We start from the raw sequence: 25026 nt of genomic DNA, 5'->3' as shown, positions 1-25026 counted from the left end.
CCATGGGTTCCCCGATGATCCGGGTGCTGCGCGCCACCGATCACCGCGTGATGCGCTGGAAGAACGGCGCCGGCTCGACCACCGAGATCGCGGTGTTCCCGCCGGACGCCGGGCTCGGCGCGTTCGACTGGCGCGTCAGCATGGCCGATGTCGCGGAGGACGGGCCGTTCTCCCGTTTCCCCGGCATCGACCGCACGCTGGCGATCCTCGACGGCGAAGGGGTCGCCCTCGCCATCGAGGGCACGGGTGAGAGCGCGGGAACCGGCGAGGCCCTCGTCACCCGCGCCGGCCCGCCCTTGGCCTTTGCCGCCGATGTCGGTGTGTCCGCGCGGCTGCTCGGCGGCCCGGTGCGCGACCTCAATGTGATGAGCCGGCGCGGCGTCTTCGCCCATCTTCTCACCCGCTTCGCCACCGCCGAGCCGGTGCGAATAGCGCCGGAGGGCGCGACGACGACGCTGGTGATCAGCCGCAGCGACGGCCTCGTCCTCGCCGCCGGCGACACGCACACGGTGCTCGGCCGCGACGACGCCGCCTTTCTCGACGGGGAAGCGACTGTCCTCCCCGACGGTCCCGCCGAATTCTTCCTGGTCCGGTTCCAACCGGCGAGCGCCTGAGCGGCGCCCGACCTGCCGCGCGCTTCACCCCTTGGGCGAGAAATTGGCGACGAGGTTGTAGGCGTCGCCGCGAAACAGCTGGCGCGCATAGGTGATGGTCTGCTCGGCGCGGAAGGTGCGCCGCTCCAGGCACAGGCAGGGGGTGCCCTTGGCGACGTCGAGCTCGCGGGCCTCGCGCGTGCCGGCGCCCAGCGCCGAGATGCGGTGCTCGGCCGCCGTCCACGGCACATGGCCGAGCAGCCAGGAACCCGGCGCGGTCTGCGCGAAATCCACCTCCGCCGCCTCCGGCACCACGGCAAGCGCGATCAGCCGGTCCTCCACCGCCAGCGGCCGGCCATTGGCGAGGTGCAGGCAGCGCAGTTCCACCACGCCCTCGCCGGCGGCCATGCCGCTCTCGGCGGGATCGGTGCCGCCGGCGCCACGCACCCGCCGCGACAGCAGGCGGTAGCCATAGGTCTCGCCGCGCGCGGCGATCTCGTTGGCGAGGTCGGGAATCTCCAGCACCGCCGACTGGATGCGCGGCTCCATGACGAAGGAGCCGGCCCGCCGGCGCCGCTCGATCAGCCCGGCCGCCACCAGCCCGGCGATCACCTTGTTCACCGTCATGCGGGCGCAGCCATAATGCGCCATCAATTCGTGCTCGAAGGGAATGCGATGCCCCGGCTTCCATTCGCCGGAGAGGATCTTGCCCTCGAGATCGGCGCGGATGCGCTGGTGCAGCGTGGTCGGCTCGGCCGGCGCCACGGCCTTGGCGGAAACGCTCACTCCGGCAGCCACTCCCGAACCACTCCTCCAGACGCTCCGCGTCCCCGCACCTTGCCCGCGCGCGGGCCTGATGCATATGTGTAGACATGAGCGCCGCCCCTGCCAATGCATAAGCGGCCTTCGCGCCATACGGCGCGGCGGCATCCCCGCTCATGTCGTCCCGCTGCCCGCCAGAGTGCCATCGCCATGCTCGCGCCCCACCGCAACGACCCGGACACCGACTGCGTCATCGCCGGGGCCGGCCCCGCCGGCCTGATGCTGGCGCTGCTGCTGGCGCGCGCCGGGCTCGCGGTCACGCTGGTGGAGAAGCACGGCGATTTCCTGCGCGATTTTCGCGGCGACACCATCCATCCCTCGACGCTGGAGGTGATGCACGAGCTCGGCCTCGCCGAGGCGCTGCTGGAGCTGCCGCACACGCGGGCGCCGACCCTGCATGCCGAGATCGCCGGCGCCGACCTCACCCTCGCCGATTTCTCGCGGCTGCCGGTGCGCTCGCGCTTCATCGCCTTCATGCCGCAATGGGATTTCCTGGCCTTCCTCGCCCGCGAGGCGAGCCGCTATCCCGGATTCCGTCTCATCATGAACGCCGAGGTGACCGGCCTCGTCGAGGAGGCCGGCCGGATCGACGGCCTCGTCATCCGCACGCCCGAGGGCGAGACGGTGATCCGTGCCACGCTCACCGTCGGCGCCGACGGGCGCGGCTCGCGGGTGCGCGGCCTCGCCGGGCTCGACGTGACGCAGTTCGGCAACCCCAGCGACGTCCTGTGGTTCCGGCTATCGCGCCGGCCCGACGATCCGGTGCCCGCGATGGCACATGCCGGCCCGCGGCAAGGTTTCGTGCTCATCGACCGCGGCGATTACTGGCAATGCGGCTATGTGGTGCGCAAGGGCAGCTTCACTGATGTGAAGGCGCAGGGGCTCGACGCGTTCCGCGCCGCCGTCGCCGCCATCTCGCCGCTGCCGGCGGAACGGGTCGGCGAGATCGCCTCCTGGGACGACATCCACCTGCTCAGCGTGCGCATCGACCGGCTCACGCGCTGGTGGCGTCCGGGACTGATCTGCATCGGCGACGCCGCGCATGCCATGTCGCCGATCGGCGGCGTCGGGGTGAACCTCGCCATCCAGGACGCGGTCGCGGCGGCCAACCGCCTCGCAGCGCCGCTGAAGGCCGGGCGGCTAACCGATGCCGATCTCGCGGCGGTGGAGGCGCGCCGGCGCTTTCCCACCTGGGCGACGCAGAAGATCCAGCTGATGATGCGGCGCGACCCGAACAAGCCGAAGAGCGCCAACCGCAGCGGGCCGCCCGGCTTCCTCAAGGCGATCGCCCGCTGGCCGCTGCTCGCGCATCTCGCCGGCCGCCTGATCGGGCTCGGCTTCCGGCCGGAGCATGTGCGGCCGGTCAGCCCCAGCCAGGGCCAGTAGTTCGGGACCAGAAGTCCGGATCAGTAGTACGGGATCAGAAGTCGGGGCACGCATTTCCGGTCGAGCCGGTTGGGGCAACCGCCTCCACCATAACCAACGCGGGGCAGGCACCCGAGGAACCGGCATCGGCGACCGGCATCGAGTGGCCCGACATCGAGCCCCACCGCGACCATCAAAGACAGAAACCGAAAGCGGGGGTCCCAAGGCGTCCCAAAAAGCAACGGCCGGGCTCTCGCCCGGCCGTTGCATTCGGATCGTCTCGCTCGGCCCTTCACGCCCGGGCCGGTACGCCGCCAGGGCGGCATCCAGCCACACAGCGTGGGCCCGTTCGAGCGCCGCGCCGGAGAGCACGCCCGGAGGGCGCGCTCAGGCCGTCGCCGTGTTCAGGCCGCCACCTTCTTGGCGCGGCCGCGCGGCTTGGCGGGCGCCGCCGGAGCCGGCTTCTTGCGCTGCTGGCCGAGGCCCATCTTCTTGGCGAGGTTGGAACGCGCCTCGGCATAGCTCGGGGCGACCATCGGGTAGTCGTTCGGCAGGCCCCACTTCGCCCGGTACTCTTCCGGGGTCATGTTGTACTTGGTGCGCAGGTGGCGCTTGAGCGACTTGAACTTCAAGCCGTCCTCCAAGCAAACGATGAACTCCGGGGTCACCGACTTCTTCACCGGAATGGCCGGCTTCAGCACTTCTTCCACGACGACGGGGGCCGGGGTGTTGAGGCGAAGCAGTGCGGTGTGCACCTTCGCGATCAGGTCAGGCAACTCCGACGCCGGGACGGAATTGTTGCCGACGAAAGCGGCAACCACATCCGCCGTGAGACCGAGATAATCCACCGACGAATCTTCAGTGCCAGACATCGTATTTCTCCTCGAAAGCTTTGATTCGATGTAACACCTCTGGATGAAAGGTCAACAAGCAAAGCCGTGAAAAACCTTCCCGACGATCGAATATATCGCCCGCAGCACTCACCCTGGAACTCGCCTAACGTCACCCGCAGCAGTTGATCCCCAGCCTCTGCACGCCTGTCGGTCATTGTAGCACCCGATGGTAAATTCTGGTTCCACGCGATGCATTGAGGGCGCGGAACTATTGCACCGCCTCGCTTTCTGGAATTCCGAAACTGTTTCGACGTTTCTGGAACAAAATCGTTCTTTTCGTGGAACGAGGCCGCCCGGCAGATGATTTTATTGCCGGTCGCCGCTCACCTATCGCTATCGTAGACGTGATCGAAGAAGTCTCGTTCGCAAGCAACGGCGCGACGGAATAGATCGGCGGCGCGCAGCCGGCTTTCTTCGTCCGCGGCAGCACCGGCGCGGTCGAGCTCGCCGCGCAGCCACGCCACGAAGCCGCGGAAACCATCATTGTTGTGCAAGGTGATCCACTCGGCATACAGGAAGTCGTCCGGCAACGGGGCTGCGGGCCGGTCGGCCCAGTCGAGATACAGCCACTCGGCGACACAGAGCACGGCGAGGCAGCCGGCATAGCTGCGCTCGCGCGCCGCTTCCGCCATCAGTTCCCGGAAGGCGCGGGTCGGCGCCGTCAGCACCGGCGCGTCCCGCTGCTCCTGCGGCACGCCGAGCCGGTCGAAGGCGCGCAGGAAATAGGTGTTCTCGTCGCTGGTGATCATCGCGGCGAATTGCGAGAAGCGCACCCGCGAGGTGAAGCGGTCGGCGGTGGCGATGGCGGCGCCGATCAGCGCGACGAAACGGTCGATGAACTGGTAGTCCTGCACGAGATAGTGGCGCATGACATCGTCGGTCACTGCGCCGCGAAAGATCTCATCCACGAAACGGTGATGTTTCGACGCCGTCCAGTTCTCGATGTTGTCGTCGCGAAGCTGGTCGCTGAATCCGAGCATGTCGGCTCCTCCTGTCATCCACGTCGCCGCTGTATGGAGCGACGGCGACGCGACGTCGAGGGAGCGCGCCAATCCTACATGCGCACGGTCTGCCCGCCATCGACCACCAGCACGTGGCCGTTGACGAAGGAGGCCTCGTCGGCGGCGAGGAACACCGCCGCCGCGCCGATCTCGTGCGGCCGCCCCCAGCGCCCGGCCGGTACCCGGACGTCGACGAAGGCGGAGAAGGCGGCGTCGTCGACCAGCCCCTGATTGGTCTCGGTGGCGAACATGCCGGGGGCGATGGCGTTGCTGGTCACGCCGTCGCGGGCATAGTCCACCGCCAGCGCCCGCATCAGCCCGGTCAGCCCGGCCTTGGCGGCGGTGTAGACCGGGTCGTTGCGGTTGGCGACCTGCCCGGCGATGGAGGTGACGGTGATCAGCCGCCCGTGCCCCTGTGCCGCCATGTAGCCGGCCGCCTGCCGCGCCAGCAGCATCGGCGCCAGGAGGTCGGTGGCGAGCAGCCGCTCGGCGTCCTCGGCCGTGAAGTCCTGCAGCGCGCGCCGGTCGCGGGCGCCGACATTGTTGACGAGGATGTCCAGCCGGCCGTGGCGCGCATGAAGGGCCTCCACCGCCGCCGATGCCGCCGCGCGGTCGGCGACGTCGAAGGCCAGCGTCTCCACCTCGCAGCCGGTCGTGGCGGCCAGCGCCTGCGCCGCCACGGCGAGCCGCCCGGCGTCGCGCCCGTTGATCGCCACCCGCGCGCCGGCCCGCGCCAGCGCCTTCGCCATCTCGAAGCCGAGCCCGCGTGCCGAGCCGGTGACGAGCGCCACCCGGCCATCGAGCCGGAACGGCGCGCGGAGGGCCGCGACGGGGGCGGAAGCCGGGTGTTCTGCGTTCATGGCGGCGTCTCTCCAGCAAGGGACCGGGCGGCCCCGGAATGTGGGGCACCCTCCCCTCTGCGCCTTTCCGCCGGCACGCGCCACCCGATCTTGGTTGCGCCTGTGATTTGCCCCGGACTTGACGGTAACCGGCCCGCAACGGTACCGATCCAGGAAAGCAAACGAGACGGTGCCTCCTCCGCAGAAGGGGGGCAGCGTCATCGTCGATCCCCACGAGATCGCACGCACCGAGCATTCCGGGCGGCCCGCCGGCTCCGAGCGGCCGGGCGCCCCGTACGTCAGGAGCCCCGACCGGGGCAAACATCATGCGTCATTTCTTCGTCCGTCATCAGCCGCCCCACCGGCCGCGCATCGCCATGCTCGCCGGCCTGGGCGGCCTCGCCGCCATCGGCGTCACCGGCGCCTTCAGCCTGCATGCCGGCGTGCCGCTGCTCATGGCGCCATTCGGCGCCAGCTGCGTGCTGCTGTTCTCGGTGCCGGGCAGCCCGCTGTCGCAGCCGATGAACGTGGTCGGCGGCCATGTGCTGTCGAGCGCGGTCGCCATCGCCCTGCACATGCTGCTGCCCGGCACGTGGTGGGCGGCGGCGCTCGCCGTCGGCCTCGCCATCACGCTGATGGCGCTGTTGCGCGTCACCCACCCGCCCGCCGGCGCCGACCCGCTGCTGGTATTCGCCGCCGACCCGAACTGGAGCTTCCTGGTGATGCCGGTGCTGGTCGGCTCGGTCAGCCTGGTAGTGATCGCCGCCGTGTTCCACCGGCTCACCGGCACCGCCTATCCGCTCAGGGCGCCCTGATCCCGCCATCCGCCGGACGAGCCGACAGCCGTCCGGCGGAGGCAACCGCCGCTCCCGAAGAAATAAGCGCGCCTCCCGCGGCATTTTGCGTTTGCGCATTGCGGGCAGGCCCGCAATCGCCAAAGCTGCCTCCCAGTGCGTCGCGACGCAGGAGACCGCACGGTACCGGCATGCGCATTGCTTCGTCCGTGCCGGGGCCGAAGCAAGGGAGACCGACATGCCGCTGATCCGCAACAGCTACGGCAAGGGCCGCGTGCGCATCATGCGCGTCCAGCGCGACACGCCCCGCCACGAGGTGCGCGAGCTGACGGTCCAGTGCATGCTCACCGGCGCGTTCGACGCTGCCTATACCGAAGGCGACAACCGCAGCGTCATCGCCACCGATTCGATCAAGAACATCGTCAACATCGTCGCCCGCGACCATGTCGGCCTCGACAACGAGGACTATTGCCGGGTGCTCGCCCAGTATTTCCTCGACCGCTACGAGCATGTCGACACGGTGGAGATCACCGCCAGCGAGACAAAATGGGCGCGCATCGCCGTCGACGGCGCCCCACACGACCACGCCTTCGTGCTCGACGGCAATGGCCGCCCCTTCGTGACGCTCAGCGCCTCCCGCGACGGCGCGACGATCGCCTCCGGCATTGCCGGCTTCACCTTCCTCAAGACCACCGCCTCCGGCTGGGAGGACTACTGGTTCGACGAGGCGACCACGCTGAAGCCGACCGCCGACCGCCTGTTCGCCACCGCCATGGACGCCAGCTGGCGCTGGTCGGCGGCACCGGCCTCCTATGCGCAGGCGAATGCCACCGTGCTCGCCGAGGCGCTGAAGGTGTTCGCCACCACCTACAGCCCGGGCGTGCAGAACACGCTCTACCTCATGGGCGAGGCGGTGCTGGCGGCGGTGCCGGAGATCGCCGAGATCAGCATCGCCTGCCCGAACAAGCACTATCTGCCCATCGATCTGTCGCCGTTCGACCGCGCTTTCGACGGGCAGGTGTTCATCCCCACCGATGAGCCGCACGGCCAGATCGAGTGCACCATCGCCCGCGGCTGAGGCAGCGGCGCCATGGACATCAACACCGTCACCGATGTGCTGCGCCCGCGCCGGCGCGGCGAGATCGGCCAGCCCCGGCCCGGCGACGCCTTCCTCGGCGGCGGCACCTTCCTGTTTTCCGAGCCGCAGCCGGGGCTCACCCGGCTGATCGACCTGCCGGCCCTCGCCTGGACGCCGCTGGCGGCCGGCCCCGGCGGGCTCGACATCGCCGCCACCTGCACCATCGCCGAGCTCTACGCCTTCGAGGCGCCGGCCGGCTGGACGGCGGCACCGCTGATCGGTGAGTGCTGCCGCGCCTTCCTCGCCTCGTTCAAGGTGTGGAACATGGCGACGGTGGGCGGCAATATCTGCCTCGGCCTGCCCGCCGGGCCGATGATCTCGCTCGCCACCGCGCTCGATGCGCGCTGCCTCGTCTGGACCGCCGAGGGCGGCGAGCGGCTTCTGTCGGTGCCGGAGCTGGTGCGCGGCCCGCGCGACACCGCGCTCGCGCCCGGCGAGTGCCTGCGCGGCCTCGAAGTGCCGGCGGCGGCGCTCGCCCGCCGCGTCGCCTTCCGCCGGGCCTCGCTGACCCCGCTCGGACGCTCCGGCGTGCTGCTGATCGGCACACTCGGCCGCGACGGCAGCTTCCAGCTGACGGTGACGGCGGCGACAAGGCGGCCGATGCGGCTGGATTTCGCGGTGCTGCCGGACCGCGCCGCGCTCGACGCCCGGCTCGCCGACGCGATCCCGCAGGCGCTGTATTATGACGACGTCCACGGACGGCCCGACTGGCGGCGCCACATGACCCGCCTGTTCGCCGAGGAGATCCGCACCGAGCTTCTGGAGGGCACGCCGTGAATCTCCCCATGAACCTCGTCGTCAACGGCCGGGAGTTCGCCGTCGCGCCGCGTCCCGGCCAGTGCCTGCGTACCCTGCTGCGCGAGCTCGGCTGGTTCGGCGTCAAGAAGGGCTGCGACGCCGGCGATTGCGGCGCCTGCACCGTGCATGTCGACGGGCGGCCGGTGCATTCCTGCCTCTATCCCGCCTTCCGCGCCGAGGGCGCCCGCGTCACCACCATCGAGGGGCTGGCGGAGGGCGGCGCGTTCCACCCGATGCAGCAGGCCTTCCTCGACGCCCAGGGCTATCAGTGCGGCTTCTGCACCGCCGGCATGGTGATGACCGCCGCCGCGCTCGACCAGGCGCAGCGTCGCGACCTGCCGCAGGCGCTGAAGGGCAATCTGTGCCGCTGCACCGGCTACCGCGCCATCGCCGATGCGGTGGACGGCATCGCCCATGTCGAGGCCGACGTCGCCGGGGCCGGCTTCGGCCGCAGCCTGCCGGCCCCCGCCGGCCCGGCCGTCGTCACCGGCCGCGCCCGCTACACCATGGATGTCGCGCCGGAGGGCGAGCTCGCCGGGCTCGCGCATATGAAGATCCTGCGCGCGCCGCACGCCCATGCGCGGATCGTCGCCATCGACGCCGCCGCCGCGCGCGCCTTGCCCGGTGTGGTCGCGGTGCTCACCCATGAGGACGCGCCACAGGCGCTGTTCTCCACCGCCCGCCACCACCACGTCACCGACGATGTCGACGACACCCGCGTGCTCGATCCGGTGATCCGCCATGTCGGCCAGCGCGTCGCCGCCGTGGTCGCCGAGAGCGAGGCGGCGGCGGAGGCCGCCTGCGCGCTGATCCGCGTCGAATACAAGCTGTTGCCCGCCGTGTTCGACCCGGTGGAGGCGATGACCCCCGGCGCGCCGGTGCTACATGACAAGCCGGCCGCCTCCCGCATCGCCAACCCCGCCCGCAACATCGTCGCCGAGCTGCATGGCGAGATCGGCTCGCTCGCCGACGGCCTCGCCGGCGCCGACCTCGTCTTCACCGCGCGCTACGCCACCCAGCGGGTCCAGCACGCGCATCTGGAGACCCACGGCGCCATCGGCTGGCGCGATGCCGAGGGCCGGCTGGTCATTCGCACCTCCTCGCAGACGCCCTTCCTCACCCGCGACGCGCTGGCCAACCTGTATGGCCTGCCGCGCGAGCAGGTGCGCGTGGTCACCGAGCGGGTCGGCGGCGGCTTCGGCGGCAAGCAGGAGATGTTGGTCGAGGACATCGTGGCGCTGGCGGTGTTCCGGACCGGCCGGCCGGTGAAGCTGGAATATACCCGCGCCGAGCAGTTCGCCGCCTCCACCTGTCGCCACCCGATGACCATCGAGGTGACGGTCGGGGCGACGCGAGACGGCACTCTCACCGCGCTCGGCCTCAACGTGGTGTCGAACACCGGCGCCTATGGCAATCACGCCGCCGGGGTGCTGTTCCACGGCGCCAATGAATGCCTGACCCTGTATCGCTGCGCCAACAAGCGGGTGGACGGCTATGCCGTCTACACCAACACCCCGCCGAGCGGCGCCTTTCGCGGCTACGGCCTCAGCCAGAGCATCTTCGCGGTGGAATCGGCGATGGACGAGGTGGCGCACCGGCTCGGCATCGATCCGTTCGCGCTGCGGCGGCGCAACGTCATCGTGCCCGGCGACGGCCTGCTCGCCTATGACGACCACCCGCACGATGTCGAGTTCGGCTCCTACGGCCTCGACCAGTGCCTCGATCGCGTCGAGGCGGCGCTGAAGGAGCCGCCGAAGCCGGATTTGGGCCCGGACTGGCTGGTCGGGCGCGGCATGGCGGCGTCGATGATCGACACCGTGCCGCCGCGCGGCCATGTCGGCATGAGCCGGATCGCGCTCACCCCGGAAGGCCGCTTCGAGCTGAGGGTCGGCACCGCCGAATTCGGCAATGGCACCACCACCGTGCACGGGCAGATCGCCGCCACCGTGCTGGGGGTCACCGGCGCCGACATCGTCATCCGCCAGTCCGACACCGACCATGTGGCTCATGATACCGGCGCCTATGGCTCGACCGGCACGGTGGTCGCCGGCGAGGCCACAAGGCGCGCCGCGCAGGAACTGCTCGGGCTCCTCCTCGCCCGGGCCGCCGCCCGCGCCGGCACCGTCACCGATCACTGCCGCGTCGAGGGCGGGCATGTCGTCGCCGGTGCCAACCGCATCCCGCTCGCCGATCTCGCCCCGCTGGAGGCGGAAGGCCGCGCCGACGGCTCGCCCCGCTCGGTCGCCTTCAACGTCCAGGGCTTCGAGGTCGCGGTGCACCGCCGCTCCGGCGAGATCCAGCTGCTGCGCTCGCTGCATGCCGCCGATGCCGGCGCGGTGGTCAACCCAATGCAGTGCCGCGGCCAAATAGAGGGCGGCGTCGCCCAGGCGATCGGCGCGGCGCTGTACGAGCACCTGCTGGTGGACGCGGCGGGGGCCGTCGCCAACCCGACCTTTCGCGGCTATCACATCCCCACTTTCGCCGATGTGCCCCGTACCGAGGTGTTCTTTGCCGATACCTATGACAGTCTCGGCCCGCTCGGCGCCAAGTCGATGAGCGAGAGCCCGTACAATCCGGTGGCGCCGGCGCTCGCCAACGCCATTTTCGACGCCACCGGCGTGCGGCTGCGCGCCACCCCGTTCAAGGCGGACGAGCTCTACGCCCTGATCCCGGCCGAGCCGGCGGAGACTATATGACCGGCACGCGCCTCGCCCTTCGCGGCCCCGCTCTCAGCCTCAAGGCCGATCCCTTCGCCGCGCCGTCGCGCGACTGCCTCGACCATATCGAGGACGCGCTGATCGTCATCGAGGACGGCGTCATCGCCGCCATCGGCCCCTATGCCGAGCTGGCACCCGGCCTTTCGCCGGACATCAGCCTCATCGATCACCGCACCGGCCTCATCGTCCCCGGCTTCATCGACGCCCACGTGCACTACCCGCAGCTGCAGATGATCGGCGCCTTCGGCGAGCAGTTGCTGGAATGGCTCGACACCTACACCTTCCCCGCCGAGATGAGCTTCGCCGACGCCGCCCATGCCGAGCGCGTCGCCGGCCTGTTCCTGCGCGAGCTGCTGCGCGCCGGCACCACTACCGCTATGGTCTACTGCACCGTACACCCCCATTCGGTAGACGCCTTCTTCGCCGAATCCGAGCGCTTCAACACCCGGATGATCGCCGGCAAGGTGCTGATGGACCGCAACGCGCCGGCGCCGCTGCTCGACACCGCCCAGCGCGGCTTCGACGAAAGCGCCGCGCTCATCGCCCGCTGGCACCGGCGCGGCCGGCAGCTCTACTGCGTCACCCCCCGCTTCGCCCCGACCAGCACCGACGCCCAGCTCGACGCCGCCGGCGCCCTGCTACGTGAAGCTAACGGCTTGTTTTTGCAAACACATCTCTGCGAAAATCCCGGCGAGGTCGAGTGGGTGCGCGAGCTGTTCCCCGAGCGCGCCTCCTATCTCGACGTCTACGCCCATGCCGGTCTGGTCGGACCGCGCTCCATGTTCGGCCATGCCGTGCACCTGCATGAGGGCGACTTCTGCACCTGCCACCAGGCCGGCGCCGGCCTCGCCCATTGCCCGACCTCGAACCTGTTCCTCGGCTCCGGCCTGTTCCGGCTATTCGAGGCGGTCGATCCCCGCCGCCCGGTCAAGGTCGGGCTCGGCACCGATGTCGGCGGCGGCACCTCGCTGTCGCAGCTGCAATCGCTCAACGAGGCCTACAAGGTCGCGGCCTTGACCGGCCACAAGCTCGACGCCGCGCAGGGCCTCTATCTCGCGACGCTCGGCGGCGCCCGCGCGCTCTGCCTAGACGACCGGCTCGGCCGCCTCGCCCCCGGCTACGAGGCCGACATCGTGGTGCTCGACCCGAAGGCGACGCCGCTGCTCGCCTTCCGCAGCGACTATTGCCGCAGCATCGAGGAACTGGTCTTCGTGCTGATGACGCTGGGCGACGACCGCGCCATACGCACCACCTATGTCGCCGGCGCGCCGGTCTATGATCGCGACCGCACGGGCGAACGCTTCCGCTACCCGACACACGCTTGAGGATCGCCATGGCCGCCATCACGCTCGCCGCCCTCAACGCCATGGACGCGCCGGACTTCGTCGCCGCGCTCGACGGCATCTTCGAGCATTCGCCTTGGGTCGCCGAGACCGCCGCCGACCATCGCCCCTTTCCCACCCTCGCCGCGCTGCATGAGGGGCTGATGGCGGCGGTCGAGGCCCGCCCGGCGGCCGAGCGCCTCGCCCTCATCGCCGCCCATCCCGATCTCGCCGGCAAGGCGGCGCGGGCCGGCGCCATCACCGCCGAGTCGGTGTCCGAACAGGCCGGGCTCGGGCTCGACCGGCTCTCCGATGCCGAGTTCGACCGCTTCGAGGCGCTCAACGCCGCCTATCGCGCCCGCTTCGGCTTTCCCTTCGTGATCTGCGCCCGCCGGCAGACGCGGGACGCGGTGCTCGATGCCTTCGAAAGCCGCCTCGGCAACACGCCGGACGAAGAGGTCGCGGCGGCACTCGCCGAGATCGGTCATATCACCCGCCTGCGGCTCGTCGAGCGGGTCGAGGGCCCTGGCGCGCCGCCGACCACCGGCCGCCTGTCCACCCATGTGCTCGACACCCATAAGGGAGGTCCCGCCGCTGGGGTGAAGGTCGAACTCTACGAGATCGGCGCCTCCGCCCGCGCCCGGCTCGCCGAGCGGGTCACCAATACCGACGGACGGACCGATGTGCCGCTGCTCGCCGGCGCGCCGCTGCGCATCGGCACCTATGAGCTGGTCTTCCATGTCGGCCCCTACTACGCCGCACGCGACCTCGCGCTGCCCGAACGCCCCTTCCTCGACCGGGTGCCGATCCGCTTTTCCATCGGCGAGCCCGAAGGCCACTACCATGTGCCGCTCGTCATGACCCCCTGGAGCTATTCGACCTACCGGGGCAGCTGACGCACGACTCATCTGGGCTGGGTCGGCTGTTTCGGTTATGCTCATGGCGGGTAACCATGGTGGCCGGGACGCCCTATGTCGCCGAACGAACCGGACATGCCGACCGATGGCTCTGTCAGCCAACGGCCGAGGAATAGGCGTTTTCGTCGTCGCGGCGGCGGTTCGGCGTGTCTTGCGGTGACGTGTCTTGTTCTGGCCTGCCTTGCCTCGACGGGATTTTCCGCCGGTGCCGGCGAATGCCCGACGGCGTTCGACACCACGGTCGAGGCCCGCGGCCTCGACGGGCATGGCGACATCGCGCTCGCCGACGGGCGCACGCTAAGGCTCGCCGCGCTCGCCGACATCGGCACCGCGCCCGATCCGGCGCGGCGCGCGGCACTGGAGACGCTGGTTGCCGGGCGCACGCTCACGCTGGCGACCGCCGATGCGACGCCGGATCGCTATGGCCGCCTTGCCGCCCTCGCCCGCCTGCCCGACGGTAGGCTGGTGCAGGAAGCGGCACTGGCAAGCGGTATCGCCGTGGCGCGACCGGAGGCCGGGTATCTCGGCTGCATGCCGGGACTGCTCGCCGCCGAGCGTCCCGCCCGCGCTGCCCGCCTCGGTGTCTGGGCGCAATTGCCGCTGAAGGCCGAGCCGCCGGCAGCGCTGGCGCAGGCTGCCGGTCACTTTTCCGTTGTTACCGGCCGCGTACGGACGGTTGGCAGCACGCGGAAGGTTGATTATCTCAATTTCGGCCCAGTCTGGCGGCAGGACACGACGGTGAAGGTGGACAGTTCGGTGCGATCAGCGCTAGCGGCGCGCGGCCTTGCTCCGGCGGGACTTGCCGGCCGGGAGATCACGTTGCGCGGTACCGTCGATCTCGTCGACGGACCGGTGATCGATCTGCGCTGGGCCGAGCAGGTGGACGAGGTTGGGGAGGCCTCAGGGCCGTGACGGGAATGAGGGGGCAGTGAACCAGCAAGTGCGCCGGCAGCGACAGGATCGGAGGCCCGGTGCCGCCACTGCGTGGCGGCGTGCGCTGGCGTTCGCCCTCCTGCTCGGCGCCGGCCTCGCGGTCTCCGCCTGCTCCAACATGCAGGAGCCACCGCCGATCGCGGCGACGCCGGCCGCGCCTTCCTTCGAAGACACGCTGACCCCGACGCAGCGCAAGGAGCACGAGCGGCTCGTCGCCTCCTATGGCGGCGCCTATAACGACCCCAAGCTTCAGGGCATGATCCAGGACACGGTGACCCGCCTCGTCGCCGCCTCCGAGCGGCCGGACCAGAAATACCGCGTCACCATCCTCAATTCGCCGGCCATCAACGCCTTCGCCCTGCCGAACGGCTCGATCTACGTCACCCGCGGCCTGCTGGCGCTGGCCGACGACGACGCCGAGCTCGCCTCGGTGCTGGCGCATGAGATGGCGCATGTCATCGCCAACCATGCCGCCATCCGCGAGGACCAGGTGAAGCAGGCGGTGCTGGTCAGCCGCGTCATCTCCGACGTGGTGAACGACCCCGATCTCGGCGCGCTGGCACTGGCCAAGAGCCGCATGTCGCTGGCGAGCTTCTCGCGGCAGCAGGAACTGGAGGCCGACGCCATCGGCGTGGGCATCAGCGCCCGCGCCGGCTTCGATCCCTATGGTGCCGAGCGCTTCCTCACCACCATGGGCCGCCAGCAGACGCTGCGCGCGTCGAGCCCGATGACCAAGAGCTCGACCGACACCGCCGATTTCCTCGCCACCCATCCGGCGACGCCGGAGCGCATCTCCATCGTCATGGCCAATGCCCGCGAATATGCCTCGCCGGACAAGCCGGGCGAACGCGATTCCAAGCAGTACCTCACCGCCATTGACGGCCTCGTCTATGGCGACGACCCGAAGGAAGGCTTCATCCGCGGGCGCCGTTTCTTCCATCCCAAGCTCGGCTTCACCTTCACCGCCCCGGAAGGCTTCACGCTGGAGAACACCTCGCAGGCGGTGCTGGGCGCCGACACGTCGGGGGCCGAGGCGCTGCGCCTCGATGCGGTGCGGGTCACCGGCGATCAGTCACTGGCGCAATACCTGTCGTCCGGCTGGATCGAGGGGGTGGAGATCTCCTCGGTGGAAAGCTTGGTGCTGAACGGCTTCCCGGCCGCCACGGCGGTGGCGCGCGGCGAGCAATGGTCGTTTCGCATGTTCGCCATCCGCTTCGGCAGCGACGTCTACCGGCTGATCTTCGCCGCCCGCGACCTCACTCCGGATCTCGACCGCCAATTCCGCGAGGCGGCGGAAACCTTCCGTCGCGTCTCCATCGAGGAGGCGGAAAAGGTGAGGCCGCTGCGCATCCGCACCGTCAAGGTCGGCCTGACCGACACACCGGACACGCTGGCGGCGAAGATGGACGTGCCGGACCGCCCGCTGGAGCGCTTCCTCATCCTCAACGGGCTGGAGAAGGGCGCGAAGCTGAAATATGGCGATCTGGTCAAGATCGTCGCCGAATAACGCCGCGCCGGGCGCGGCAATCCGCCGTGCGCGGCCGTCCTAGGCGAACGCCCCCACCGGCAGGCCGGAATCCCGGACCAATGTCGCGCGCAGCTTCTCGATGGCGCGATTCTCGATCTGCCGCACCCGTTCCTTGGAAATGCCCAGCCGTGCGCCCAGCACCTCCAGCGTCTCGCCCTCCTCCGCCAGGCGCCGGGCGCGGATGATGCGCATCTCGCGGTCCGACAGCGAGTGCAGCGCCATGGATAGCCAGCGTCGCCGCCGCTCGCCGTCGATGCTCTCCGCCACCTGCTCGTCGGGCAACGGGTCCTCCGCCATCAACTGGTCGAGCCGCGCGGTCCCTTCCTCCTCGCCGGCGACCAGCGGCGCGTTGAGGGAGAGGTCGGGCGCGGCCAGCCGGGCATCCATGCGCGCCACCTCGGCGGCGGGCACGCCGAGCGCCGCCGCCACCGCGGCCTGCACCTCGTCGCGCGTGGCGTCCTCGAACCCCTCGGTTCGCTCCAGCCGGGCGCGCACCCGGCGCAGGTTGAAGAACAGGGCCTTCTGCCCGGAGGAGGTGCCGCCGCGCACGATCGACCAGTTGCGCAGCACATAGTCCTGGATGGCGGCGCGGATCCACCAGGTGGCATAGGTGGAAAAGCGCACATCGCGCGCCGCCTCGAAACGGGCGGCCGCCTCCATCAGGCCGACATGCCCTTCCTGGACGAGATCGGCCATCGGCAGTCCGTAGTGGCGGAAGCGGCGAGCGACGGCAATGGCGAGGCGCATATGCGCCTGCACGAGGCGATGCAGCGCCCGCTCTTCGTGATGTTCACGCCAGCGGCGGGCGAGATCGAACTCCTCCTCGCGCGCAAGCAGCGGCTCGGCCCTGGCGGCCTTCGCCAGAAATGTCGAGGAAATTGTCGATTGCCCGCCCAGATCGCCCATGCGCGCCTCCCCGGATCATGCAGAACCCGCGCGGAGAGAGACGACAAGGCGCCCTCCGGCGCGGGGCCCGACGAAGTGACATGGGCGAGAACGCGTGGCCGGCATTTCGGTTCCACCGGCCTCTCGCTACCGGAGGAACCGCCGGAACCGCCGCAGCGCCAGGAAGAACAGCACGCCGCCGATCGCGATGAGCGCCAGGAATTGCGGCCAGACCACATCGATCCCCGCTCCGCGGAACAGGATCGACTGCGCCAGCATGACGAAATGCGTATTCGGCGCCGCCAGCATGATGTCCTGGATGATCTGCGGCATGCTCTCGCGCGGCGTCGAACCGCCGGACAGTACCTGCAGCGGCAGCAGCACCAGCATCAGCAGCAGACCGAATTGCGGCATAGTCCCCGCCATGGTGGCGAGGAAGATGCCCATCGAGGTGGTGGCGAACAGCTGCAGGGCGGTCCCGACGAGGAACAGCGTCACCGACCCGTTGATCGGCACGTTCAGCGCCCACTGGACGATGAAGGTCAGCGAGAGGGCCGACGCCACCAGCACCACCAGCCCCATCGACCAGATCTTGCTCAGCATGATCTCGGTCGGCCTGACCGGCATGACGAGCAGGTGCTCAATGGTGCCGTGCTCGCGCTCGCGGATCAGCGCCGCCCCCGTGAGGATGATCGACAGCATGGTGATCGACGAGATCACGTTGGTGATCGAGCCGAACCAGCCCTTGCTGAGCTGCTGGTTGAAGCGGGCGCGCAGGGCGAGGTCGACCGGCACTGTGCTGGCGCCACGGTAACGATTGAGGAACTCGCTGACCTCGTCGGAGACGATCGACTGCACGTAGCCACCGCCGGAAAAAGCCTGCGACATGCGCGTCGCATCGACATTGAGCTGGATGGTCGGCGAGCGACCGGCCAGCAGGTCGCGCTGGAAGTTCGGTGGAATGTCGAGCGCGAAGGTATCGAGCCCGGCATCCATCCGGCGATCCATCTCCGAGGGCGAGATAAGTTTCGGAACCGAGAAATAAGGCGGATAGAACGCGGAGATGATGCGCGAGGAGACGGGAGACTGGTCCTCGTCGACGATGGCGATCGCCGCTCGGTTCAGCGTCTCGGGCGTGGCGCTGGAGGCGGTGTAGATCGACACCGTGAAGGAATAGACGATCAACACCAGCAACATGGGATCACGCGCCAGCCCGCGCAGCTCCTTGACGCCCAGCTGGAAGATGTTGGCTAAGCGCATCGTCAGCTCGCCTGCTTCTTGAGAAGCGCAATGCCGAGGCCGAGCAGAACCGGCCCCGCAAGCAGCAGAGGGAAGAACGAACCCGCCAGCTCCGCGAAACCCAATCCCTTCGAGAAGGTGCCGCGGGCGATGGTCATGAAATAGGTCGCCGGATAGATCTGGCCGACAAACGCCCCGGCGCCCTGCAGCGAGGTGACCGGATCGATCATGCCGGAATAGTTCACGGCGGGAATAAGGGTCAGCAGCGCCGTGCCGAAGATCGCGGCGATCTGGCTGTTCATGAAGCTCGACAGCAGCAGCCCGAGCGCGGTGGCGGCAAAGACGTAGAGCAGTGCCGCCAGGCTCAAGGCGAGGAGACTGCCCGTAAAGGGCACCCGGAAGATGAAGACCGCGAACGCCACCAGCATCGCGAAATTCAGCATGGCGAGGGCGACATAGGGAAGCTGCTTGCCGACCAGGAACTCGAAGCGGGTGACGGGGGTCACGTAGAAATTGGTGATGGAGCCCAGCTCCTTCTCCCGCACCACGCTGAGCACGGCGAGCATGGCGGGAATCATCATCAGGAGCAGCGGCAGCATGGCCGGCACGATGGCCACCAGGCTCTGGACGCTGGGATTGTAGCGGTAGCGCAGCGCGATCTGGAAATCGCCGACGGTGGCGGCGTTGCCGTAGAGCTCGCGGGCCTTCTGGGTCAGCCAGGCTGAATGCATGCCTTGGACATAGCCGCGCACGGTCTCCGCCCGGGACGGCATCGCGCCGTCGATCCAGGCGCCGATCTCCACCGTCTTGTTGCCCCGCGCGACGTCGCGGCCGAAACCCGGCGGGATCTCGATGGCCAGGGCGAGTTCGCCGTCACGCATCCGCCGGTCCATGTCGGCATAGTCGACGATCGGCGCCTTCTCGATGAAATAGCGCGAGCCGGCGATCTGCTGCACATAGTCCTGGCTGAGGGTGGTGTCGTCGCGATCGAGCACCGCGAAGGACAGATTATCGACATCCATGTTGATGCCGTAGCCGACGACGAACATCAGGATCACGGTGCCGAGCAGGGCCAGCGTCGCCCGAATGGGGTCGCGACGCAGTTCCAGCGCCTCGCGCCGCGTATAGGCGAACATGCGGCGCGCATCGAAACGGCGGGGCGCCGCCGGCGGCTCGGTGGCGGCCGGCATCGCGACGGGCGGAACTGCGGCCGCAGCGGGGACGACAGCCGCAGGGCTGGTGGCGGCAGGGCTGGCGGCGACAGGGGCGGCGGCCGGCGTGGCCCCCGCCCGTTCGCTGATCGCCTCCTCGAGATAGGCGATGAACGCCTCTTCGAGCGAATGGGCCGCGCGCTGCTCGACGATGGCCGCCGGCGTGTCGCTGACCAGCACGCGCCCCGCATGCATCAGCGAGATCCGGTCGCAGAGCTCGGCCTCGTTCATGAAGTGGGTCGAGACGAAGATGGTGACGCTGTCCTTGCGCGACAGGTCGGACAATATCTGCCAGAAGGCATCGCGCGCCACCGGATCGACTCCCGAGGTAGGCTCGTCGAGAATCAGTATGTCCGGTGCATGGATCATCGCCACGGCGAGCGACAGACGCTGCCGGATGCCGAGCGGCAGCGCGTCCGGCAGCGTCTCCATGATGTCTTCGAGACCGAACCGTTCCGCCATCTCGGCGATCCGTGCCGGAATGCTCTCCGGCGCCAGCCGGAACAGCCGCGCATGCAGGTCGAGATTCTGCCGGACGGTCAGCTCGGTATAGAGCGAGAACGCCTGGCTCATATAGCCGACCCGCCGGCGCACCTCGATGTCGTTGGGGTCGACCTCGCGACCGAACAAACGCGCAATACCCTCGCTGGCCGGCAGCAGGCCGGTCAGCATCTTCATCGTCGTGGTCTTGCCGCAGCCATTCGAGCCGAGGAAGCCGAAGATCTCCCCACGCGGAATGCGGAACGAGACATTGTCGACGGCGACGAAATCGCCGAAGCGCATGGTGAGATGCTCGGCCTCGATGGCGATGTCCGCGCCCGCGCCTTCCGCACGGGGCGGGATGACCACCTCTTTGTGGCCACGGCGCTTGTCTTCCGGCAGCAAGGCGATGAAGGCGGCGTCGAGATTGGGCGTGCCGGTGCGCTCCATCAGCTCGGCCGGGGTGCCGGTGGCGAGGACGCGTCCGGCATCCATCGCCACCAGCCAGTCGAAGCCCTGGGCCTCCTCCATATAGGCGGTGGCCACCATCACGCTCATGCCCGGCCGGTCGCGCCGGATGGTGTCGATCAGCTGCCAGAATTGTCGGCGCGACAGCGGGTCGACGCCGGTGGTCGGCTCATCGAGGATCAGCAGGTCGGGGTCGTGGATGAGGGCGCAGCACAAGCCGACCTTCTGCTTCATGCCGCCGGAGAGCTTGCCGGCGGGACGGTCCGGGAACGGCGCGAGCCCTGTCGCCTCGAGCAGGTCGGCGATCCGCCGCTGCCGCTCCTCCTGGTCCTGACCGAACAGGCGGCCGAAGAAATCGACGTTCTCGAATACCGACAGCGTCGGGTAGAGGTTCTTGCCGAGGCCCTGCGGCATATAGGCGATGCGCGGGCAGGTCCGGCGACGGTGCTCCTGGTCGGCGATGTCGCCTCCCAGCACCTCGACACGGCCTTCCTGCACCACATGGGCGCCGGCGATCAGCGACAGCAGGCTCGACTTGCCGACCCCGTCCGGCCCGATCAGGCCGATCATCATGCCGGCGGGAATATCGAGCGTCACGTCGTCGAGGGCACGCGTCGCGCCATAGGAGAGACCGACATGCGCGAGGCCTACCACCGGCGGCGCCGGATGCTGCTCCGGCGGCACGGCGGGCGGGTTCATTGCACCAGGTTCCCGGTCAGGCTGGCCGGCCAGGCGGCGTTAGCGTCGAGCCGGACATAGGCCATGCCGGGCAACCCGGTCTTCACGTACTGGACGTATTTGCGCAGCAGTTCCTGCGGGATCTTCGCCTTGACGCGGAACATCAGCTTCTGACGCTCCTCCTCGGTCTCGACGGTCTTCGGCGTGAACTGGGCGACGTCGGCCACGAAGGTCACCTTGGCGGGAATCACATATTGCGGCGCGGCATCCAGCACCAGCCGCACCTCCGTGCCGATCGCCACCCGCCCGGCCTGGGCCGTCGGCAGGAAGAAGGTCATGTAGACGTCCTCGAGATCGACGAGGTTCAGCACCCGTCCGCCGGCCGACAGCACCTCCCCCGGCTGGGCGACGCGATACTGCACGCGTCCGTCGCGCGGCGAGGTCAGCGTGGCGTCGTCGATATCGGCCTCGATGCTCTCGATCGCCGCGCGGGCCGCATCGACCGCCGCCTCGGCGTCGACGACCGCGGCCTTTGCCGAACTGATCGCCGCCTCCGCCGCGGCAAGCTGGGCCTTGGCCGCAGCGACGGCGGCCTTGGCGCTCTGCTCGCTGGCGCGGTCGTCGTCGAGCGTCTGCTGCGACACCGAATTGGTCAGCACCAATTGCGAGGAACGCGCCAGACGCTTCTCCGCCGCGTCCAGCTCGGCCTCGCGCTGGGTGATGACGGCGGCGGCGGCGGTGTGCTCCGCCTCCCGCTGCTCCACCAGGCTCTTGGCGGTGTCCACGCCGATCAGGGCGCGCTTGAGCTGCGCCTCCGCCTGCCGGCGCTGCGCCTGCAGCTGAACGGTGTCCATGCGGGCCAGGACCTGGCCGGCGGTGACGAAATCGCCCTCGTCGACGAGGATTTCCTTGATGCGGCCGGCCGCCTTGGTCGACACGTCGATCTCGGTTGCCTCGATCCGGCCATTGCCGCTGGCGATGCCGGCGGGCAGACCGCTCCCGGCATAGAACCGCCAGCCATAGTAGGCGGCCGCGATCGCCAGGAGGGCAATGATGGCCAGAATCCAGCCTTTTCGCGCTTTCATCGTCTTCCAATCCAGCACATCGCCGGCCAAACGCCGCCGCAGACGAAGGTATGTGGATCGGTCGCGCTGAGGCGAACCGTGATCCACCACACCATAAGACCGGCCGGAGGAGGTTCTGTCGAGACCGACGAATGCCTATCGGACATGTGCGGCGCGATCCTCTTCTCGTGGAAACGAAGAGGGCCTCGCGGAGAAACCTCCACCGGCCTCCGGCTTCGGCAGCTGGTTCGCGGTGCCGAAAACCATTCCGGTACGGCGCGTTGCATGGCACAAGGAACGTGCCGGGAGTCACGCCGCTGGCGGCGCAGAACGTCGATGCTCGCCGTGGGCATTCGACGAGGGGCAGATGCCGGAGCCACCCGCCTATCCCGGTGTCTATGTGGACGAAATCGCGAGCGGCGCGTGCGCCATCCTCGGCGTGCCGACCTCCATCGCCGCCATCGTCGGCCGGTTCCCCCGCGGACCGGTGAACGAGCCCGTCAGGGTGTTCTCCGCTGCCGACTTCGAACCGCTATGGGCGCAGCTGCGGCTGACGGTGGGGACCTTCCTGCACTCTCTGTTCCAGCAAGGCGCCTTCCAGGGCGCCAGCCCGCACGAGGCCTATTTCGTCGCCTGCGACGCCACCACGACGACGCGGGCCGACATGAATGACGGGGTGGTGAACATGCTGGTCGGCTTCGCGCCGCTGAAACCGGCGGAGTTCGTCACCCTCGCCATCCGCCAGGCCTGCGGCCCGGTGGAGGAACCGTATGCGGCCGGGTCTCCCCCGGTGCCGCCACGCACCGATCCCTATCGGAGCTTCCGGTTCCGCCTGCGGGTCGAGGGCGCCGGCCCGGTGGCCGGCGCCGGTCGCATGGCCGTTGTCAACCCGCCCGTCGGCCTCGCCTCCCGCTGGCGGCGGCTCGCCTCGCGGCTGCTGCGCTCACCCGTTGCCACCAGGGGCCGGACCCTGACCTTCGAGCGGGGACTGACCTGCGACGCCGATTTCGCGCAAATGGGCCGGCGGCACCATCCCCGGCACGGCAAGCGAACGCCGCAGCCTGATCGTCGAGATCCGCGATCTCACCGGCACGCCCGTCGAGGCCTACCGCGCCGTCGGCTGCCGCCCCTCGGTCTTTCAGGCGCTGCCCGACCTCGACGCCGACGCCAACGCCGTCGCCATCCATCTGCCGAAGCTGGACTGCGAGCGGTGGGAGCGGCAGACAGCCTGACCTTAGGGCATACCCGCGCCGGGCCGGCGGCGGCCCGCATCGCGCACTTTTTCCGAAAACTCTGCTGTCGAACGTCGCTCCGCAGGCTCGACTTCTCGGCGGCCGTCGCCTCACCATGGCAGGCGGCCGGGTCAGTGCCCGCAGGAGCCTTCGCATGGATGTCAGCGTCAACGGCAATGTCTCGTTCTGGTATGCTGATATTGGCGGCCTGCCGGGATATCGCCCGCCGCTGCCCGGCGATGTCGAAGCCGATATCTGCATCGTCGGCGCCGGCTATACCGGGCTGTGGACGGCCTATTACCTGAAACAGGCCGAGCCCTCGCTGCGCATCGTCCTCGTCGAGAAGGAATTCGCCGGCTTCGGTGCTTCCGGCCGCAATGGCGGCTGGCTGTCGGGCGGCTTCGGCTGGTCGCGCGAGAGATACGCGCGAAACTCCTCGCGCGGCGCGGTGATCGACATGCAGCGGGCGATGCTCGGCACCGTCGACGAGGTCATCACTGTAGCGGCGAAGGAGGGCATCGACGCCGACATCCGCCGCGTCGATAACATGAACGTCGCCACCAACCCGGCGCAATGGCAGCGCGCGCAGGCGGACTACAAGGAAGCCCGGCGCTGGGACGTGCCGGACGAGCGGCTGGCCCTCTTGAGCGCCAGCGAGGCCCGGGCGCGCATCGCGATCCACAATGCGCAAGGCGCCTTCGTGCTGCGCGACGTCGCCCGCGTCCAGCCAGCCAAGCTGGTGCAGGGGCTGGCGGCGGCGGTGGTGCGGCTCGGCGTGCCGATCTACGAGCAGACCACGGTGCGTTCGATCGAGAAGGGCAAGGTCACCACCGACCGGGGTACGGTGCGGGCGGAAAAGATCGTCCGCGCCACCGAGGGCTTCACCGCCGGGCTACCCGGCCACGAGCGGCTGTGGCTGCCGCTGAACAGCGCCATTGTGGTGACCGAGCCGCTGCCGGACGCGCTGTGGAAGGAGATCGGCTGGGACGGCTACGAGGTGCTCGGCGACGGCGCGCATGCCTATTGCTACGCCCAGCGCACGCGCGAGGGCCGCATCGCCATGGGCGGGCGCGGCGTGCCCTACCGCTTCGGCTCCCGCACCGACACGCGCGGACAGACCCAGCAGGCGACCATCGACAAGCTGCACGAGATCCTCGTCACCCTGCTGCCGCAGACAAGGGGGCTGCGCCTCGACCACGCCTGGTGCGGCGTGCTCGGCGTGCCGCGCGACTGGTGCACCAGTTGCGGCTTCGACCAACAGAGCGGCATCGGCTGGGCCGGCGGCTATGTCGGCCTCGGCGTCTCCAGCTCGAACCTGTCCGGCCGCACCCTGCGCGACCTGCTGCTCGGCCGCGACACCGAGCTGACCCGCCTGCCCTGGGTGAACCGGCAGGTGCGGCAATGGGAGCCCGAGCCGCTGCGCTGGCTCGGCGTTCATTCCATGTACCAGCTGTACCGCCTCGCCGATCAGCGCGAGGCCGCGGGGCTGCCGCGCACCTCCCGCCTCGCCGCCTTCGCCGACCGCCTGACCGGCCACTGACGCCCCGGCGCCGGTGGTCGCCTCCCCGCCGGGATGCGCGGCTTGCATGTTTGCCCTGCGTCCATCGCCCGGCCGGAAAACGGCGGTTGGCAGATGTGGCATGCCTTCCCATATGCGCGTGGGACGGTTCCCCAGGGAGCCGCGTGGAGGCATTCATGCGAAATTCCGATCCGCGACTGTGGATGTGGTCCGAGGCACTTGCGATGGTGTCGCGGGCCGAGCGCCTGCGGGGCCAGATGTTCCAGCCCGCCCCGGCGCCACAGCGCAACCGGGCGGTTCACTGGGAGCCGCCCGTCGACCTCATCGAAACCGATCACGAGCTCATCGTCTTCGCGGCGTTGCCGGGCGTCGATCCCGACCGCATCCAGGTGACGATCAGCAACGGCACGCTGGTGCTTTCCGGCGACCGCCTGCTGCCGCCGGAGCTGCGTACCGCCATCATCCATCGCCTCGAATTGCCGCAAGGCCGCTTCGAGCGGCAAATCTCGCTGCCGCCCGGCCGCTATGAGGTTGCCCGACCCCGCATGGTCAATGGCTGCCTCGTCGTCGCGCTGCGCAAGCTGGCCTGA

21 protein-coding genes are annotated in these 25026 nt (G+C 69.5%); 13 read left to right on the top strand and 8 right to left on the bottom strand.

Annotated elements, in window-relative coordinates; all coding sequences use genetic code 11:
- Nucleotides 1–17 precede the first annotated feature (17 nt).
- Nucleotides 18–614 carry a HutD family protein gene (locus LGR54_RS04080; RefSeq protein WP_230360804.1) on the top strand — a complete coding sequence of 199 codons (597 nt, stop codon included), beginning with the start codon at nucleotides 18–20 and terminating at the stop codon, nucleotides 612–614.
- Between the two features lie 24 nt (nucleotides 615–638).
- Here the strand turns inward: LGR54_RS04080 and hutC are convergent, their stop codons facing one another.
- Entirely contained in the window at nucleotides 639–1379 is a 741-nt protein-coding gene (gene hutC / locus LGR54_RS04075) for a histidine utilization repressor (protein WP_230360654.1), read from the bottom strand.
- Nucleotides 1380–1565: 186 nt separating this feature from the next.
- Here hutC and LGR54_RS04070 point away from each other — a divergent pair, with 186 nt between their 5' ends.
- Nucleotides 1566–2801, top strand: a complete 1236-nt coding sequence (locus LGR54_RS04070; RefSeq protein ID WP_230360653.1) for an FAD-dependent oxidoreductase — start codon at nucleotides 1566–1568, stop codon at nucleotides 2799–2801.
- A 383-nt stretch (nucleotides 2802–3184) separates the two neighbouring features.
- On the opposite strand, the gene LGR54_RS04065 is transcribed toward LGR54_RS04070, so the two are convergent.
- From LGR54_RS04065 to LGR54_RS04055, 3 genes are all read right to left on the bottom strand, one after another.
- Nucleotides 3185–3652 (bottom strand): MucR family transcriptional regulator, encoded by a 468-nt coding sequence (locus tag LGR54_RS04065; protein ID WP_230360652.1) that lies wholly within the window; start codon nucleotides 3650–3652, stop codon nucleotides 3185–3187.
- 344 nt (nucleotides 3653–3996) lie between these two features.
- The gene (locus tag LGR54_RS04060; RefSeq protein WP_230360651.1) at nucleotides 3997–4653 is read right to left on the bottom strand and encodes a TenA family protein; all 657 of its coding nucleotides are present in this window, start codon (nucleotides 4651–4653) and stop codon (nucleotides 3997–3999) included.
- 74 nt (nucleotides 4654–4727) lie between these two features.
- Nucleotides 4728–5534: an SDR family oxidoreductase gene (locus tag LGR54_RS04055; protein WP_230360650.1), complete on the bottom strand. Its 807-nt coding sequence runs from the start codon at nucleotides 5532–5534 to the stop codon at nucleotides 4728–4730.
- Nucleotides 5535–5839: 305 nt separating this feature from the next.
- Here LGR54_RS04055 and LGR54_RS04050 point away from each other — a divergent pair, with 305 nt between their 5' ends.
- The 8 genes from LGR54_RS04050 (at nucleotide 5840) to LGR54_RS04015 (ending at nucleotide 15639) form a co-directional block, all read left to right on the top strand.
- A complete protein-coding gene (locus tag LGR54_RS04050) occupies nucleotides 5840–6328 on the top strand; it encodes an HPP family protein (RefSeq protein WP_230360649.1) in 489 nt (162 codons plus the stop codon).
- Nucleotides 6329–6545: 217 nt separating this feature from the next.
- Complete coding sequence (pucL, locus tag LGR54_RS04045) at nucleotides 6546–7385, top strand: factor-independent urate hydroxylase (protein ID WP_230360648.1); 840 nt, start codon at nucleotides 6546–6548, stop codon at nucleotides 7383–7385.
- A 12-nt stretch (nucleotides 7386–7397) separates the two neighbouring features.
- Nucleotides 7398–8222 carry an FAD binding domain-containing protein gene (locus LGR54_RS04040; RefSeq protein ID WP_230360647.1) on the top strand — a complete coding sequence of 275 codons (825 nt, stop codon included), beginning with the start codon at nucleotides 7398–7400 and terminating at the stop codon, nucleotides 8220–8222.
- 8 nt (nucleotides 8223–8230) lie between these two features.
- The gene (locus LGR54_RS04035; RefSeq protein WP_230360803.1) at nucleotides 8231–10939 is read left to right on the top strand and encodes a molybdopterin cofactor-binding domain-containing protein; all 2709 of its coding nucleotides are present in this window, start codon (nucleotides 8231–8233) and stop codon (nucleotides 10937–10939) included.
- Nucleotides 10936–12285 carry a guanine deaminase gene (gene guaD / locus LGR54_RS04030; RefSeq protein ID WP_230360646.1) on the top strand — a complete coding sequence of 450 codons (1350 nt, stop codon included), beginning with the start codon at nucleotides 10936–10938 and terminating at the stop codon, nucleotides 12283–12285. The genes LGR54_RS04035 and guaD overlap by 4 nt, the downstream gene beginning before the upstream one ends.
- 8 nt (nucleotides 12286–12293) lie before the next feature.
- Nucleotides 12294–13178, top strand: coding sequence for a 2-oxo-4-hydroxy-4-carboxy-5-ureidoimidazoline decarboxylase (gene uraD, locus LGR54_RS04025; RefSeq protein WP_230360645.1), 885 nt, complete (start codon nucleotides 12294–12296; stop codon nucleotides 13176–13178).
- Nucleotides 13179–13355: 177 nt separating this feature from the next.
- On the top strand, nucleotides 13356–14111 hold the full coding sequence (locus LGR54_RS04020; RefSeq protein ID WP_230360644.1) for a nuclease: 756 nt from the start codon (nucleotides 13356–13358) through the stop codon (nucleotides 14109–14111).
- A gap of 16 nt (nucleotides 14112–14127) precedes the next feature.
- Nucleotides 14128–15639: a M48 family metalloprotease gene (locus tag LGR54_RS04015; RefSeq protein WP_370638121.1), complete on the top strand. Its 1512-nt coding sequence runs from the start codon at nucleotides 14128–14130 to the stop codon at nucleotides 15637–15639.
- Nucleotides 15640–15678: 39 nt separating this feature from the next.
- Here LGR54_RS04015 and LGR54_RS04010 read toward each other — a convergent pair whose 3' ends face one another.
- From LGR54_RS04010 to LGR54_RS03995, 4 genes are all read right to left on the bottom strand, one after another.
- Nucleotides 15679–16566, bottom strand: a complete 888-nt coding sequence (locus tag LGR54_RS04010) for an RNA polymerase factor sigma-32 (RefSeq protein ID WP_230360643.1) — start codon at nucleotides 16564–16566, stop codon at nucleotides 15679–15681.
- A gap of 126 nt (nucleotides 16567–16692) precedes the next feature.
- Nucleotides 16693–17805: an ABC transporter permease gene (locus LGR54_RS04005; protein ID WP_230360642.1), complete on the bottom strand. Its 1113-nt coding sequence runs from the start codon at nucleotides 17803–17805 to the stop codon at nucleotides 16693–16695.
- 2 nt (nucleotides 17806–17807) lie between these two features.
- The gene (rbbA, locus tag LGR54_RS04000; RefSeq protein WP_230360641.1) at nucleotides 17808–20642 is read right to left on the bottom strand and encodes a ribosome-associated ATPase/putative transporter RbbA; all 2835 of its coding nucleotides are present in this window, start codon (nucleotides 20640–20642) and stop codon (nucleotides 17808–17810) included.
- Nucleotides 20639–21706 carry an HlyD family secretion protein gene (locus LGR54_RS03995; RefSeq protein WP_230360640.1) on the bottom strand — a complete coding sequence of 356 codons (1068 nt, stop codon included), beginning with the start codon at nucleotides 21704–21706 and terminating at the stop codon, nucleotides 20639–20641. Before LGR54_RS03995 ends, rbbA begins: the two co-directional genes overlap by 4 nt.
- A gap of 983 nt (nucleotides 21707–22689) precedes the next feature.
- Here LGR54_RS03995 and LGR54_RS25955 point away from each other — a divergent pair.
- From LGR54_RS25955 to LGR54_RS03980, 3 genes are all read left to right on the top strand, one after another.
- Complete coding sequence (locus tag LGR54_RS25955) at nucleotides 22690–22917, top strand: phage tail protein (protein ID WP_370638136.1); 228 nt, start codon at nucleotides 22690–22692, stop codon at nucleotides 22915–22917.
- A 154-nt stretch (nucleotides 22918–23071) separates the two neighbouring features.
- On the top strand, nucleotides 23072–24457 hold the full coding sequence (locus LGR54_RS03985) for an NAD(P)/FAD-dependent oxidoreductase (RefSeq protein ID WP_370638120.1): 1386 nt from the start codon (nucleotides 23072–23074) through the stop codon (nucleotides 24455–24457).
- Between the two features lie 155 nt (nucleotides 24458–24612).
- Nucleotides 24613–25026: an Hsp20/alpha crystallin family protein gene (locus LGR54_RS03980; protein ID WP_230360638.1), complete on the top strand. Its 414-nt coding sequence runs from the start codon at nucleotides 24613–24615 to the stop codon at nucleotides 25024–25026.

Source organism: Ancylobacter sp. Lp-2 (genome assembly GCF_020523795.1).
Taxonomy (GTDB): domain Bacteria; phylum Pseudomonadota; class Alphaproteobacteria; order Rhizobiales; family Xanthobacteraceae; genus Ancylobacter.
Note: the sequence above shows the minus strand (reverse complement) of the source record. Positions and strands in the feature narration are given on the sequence as shown.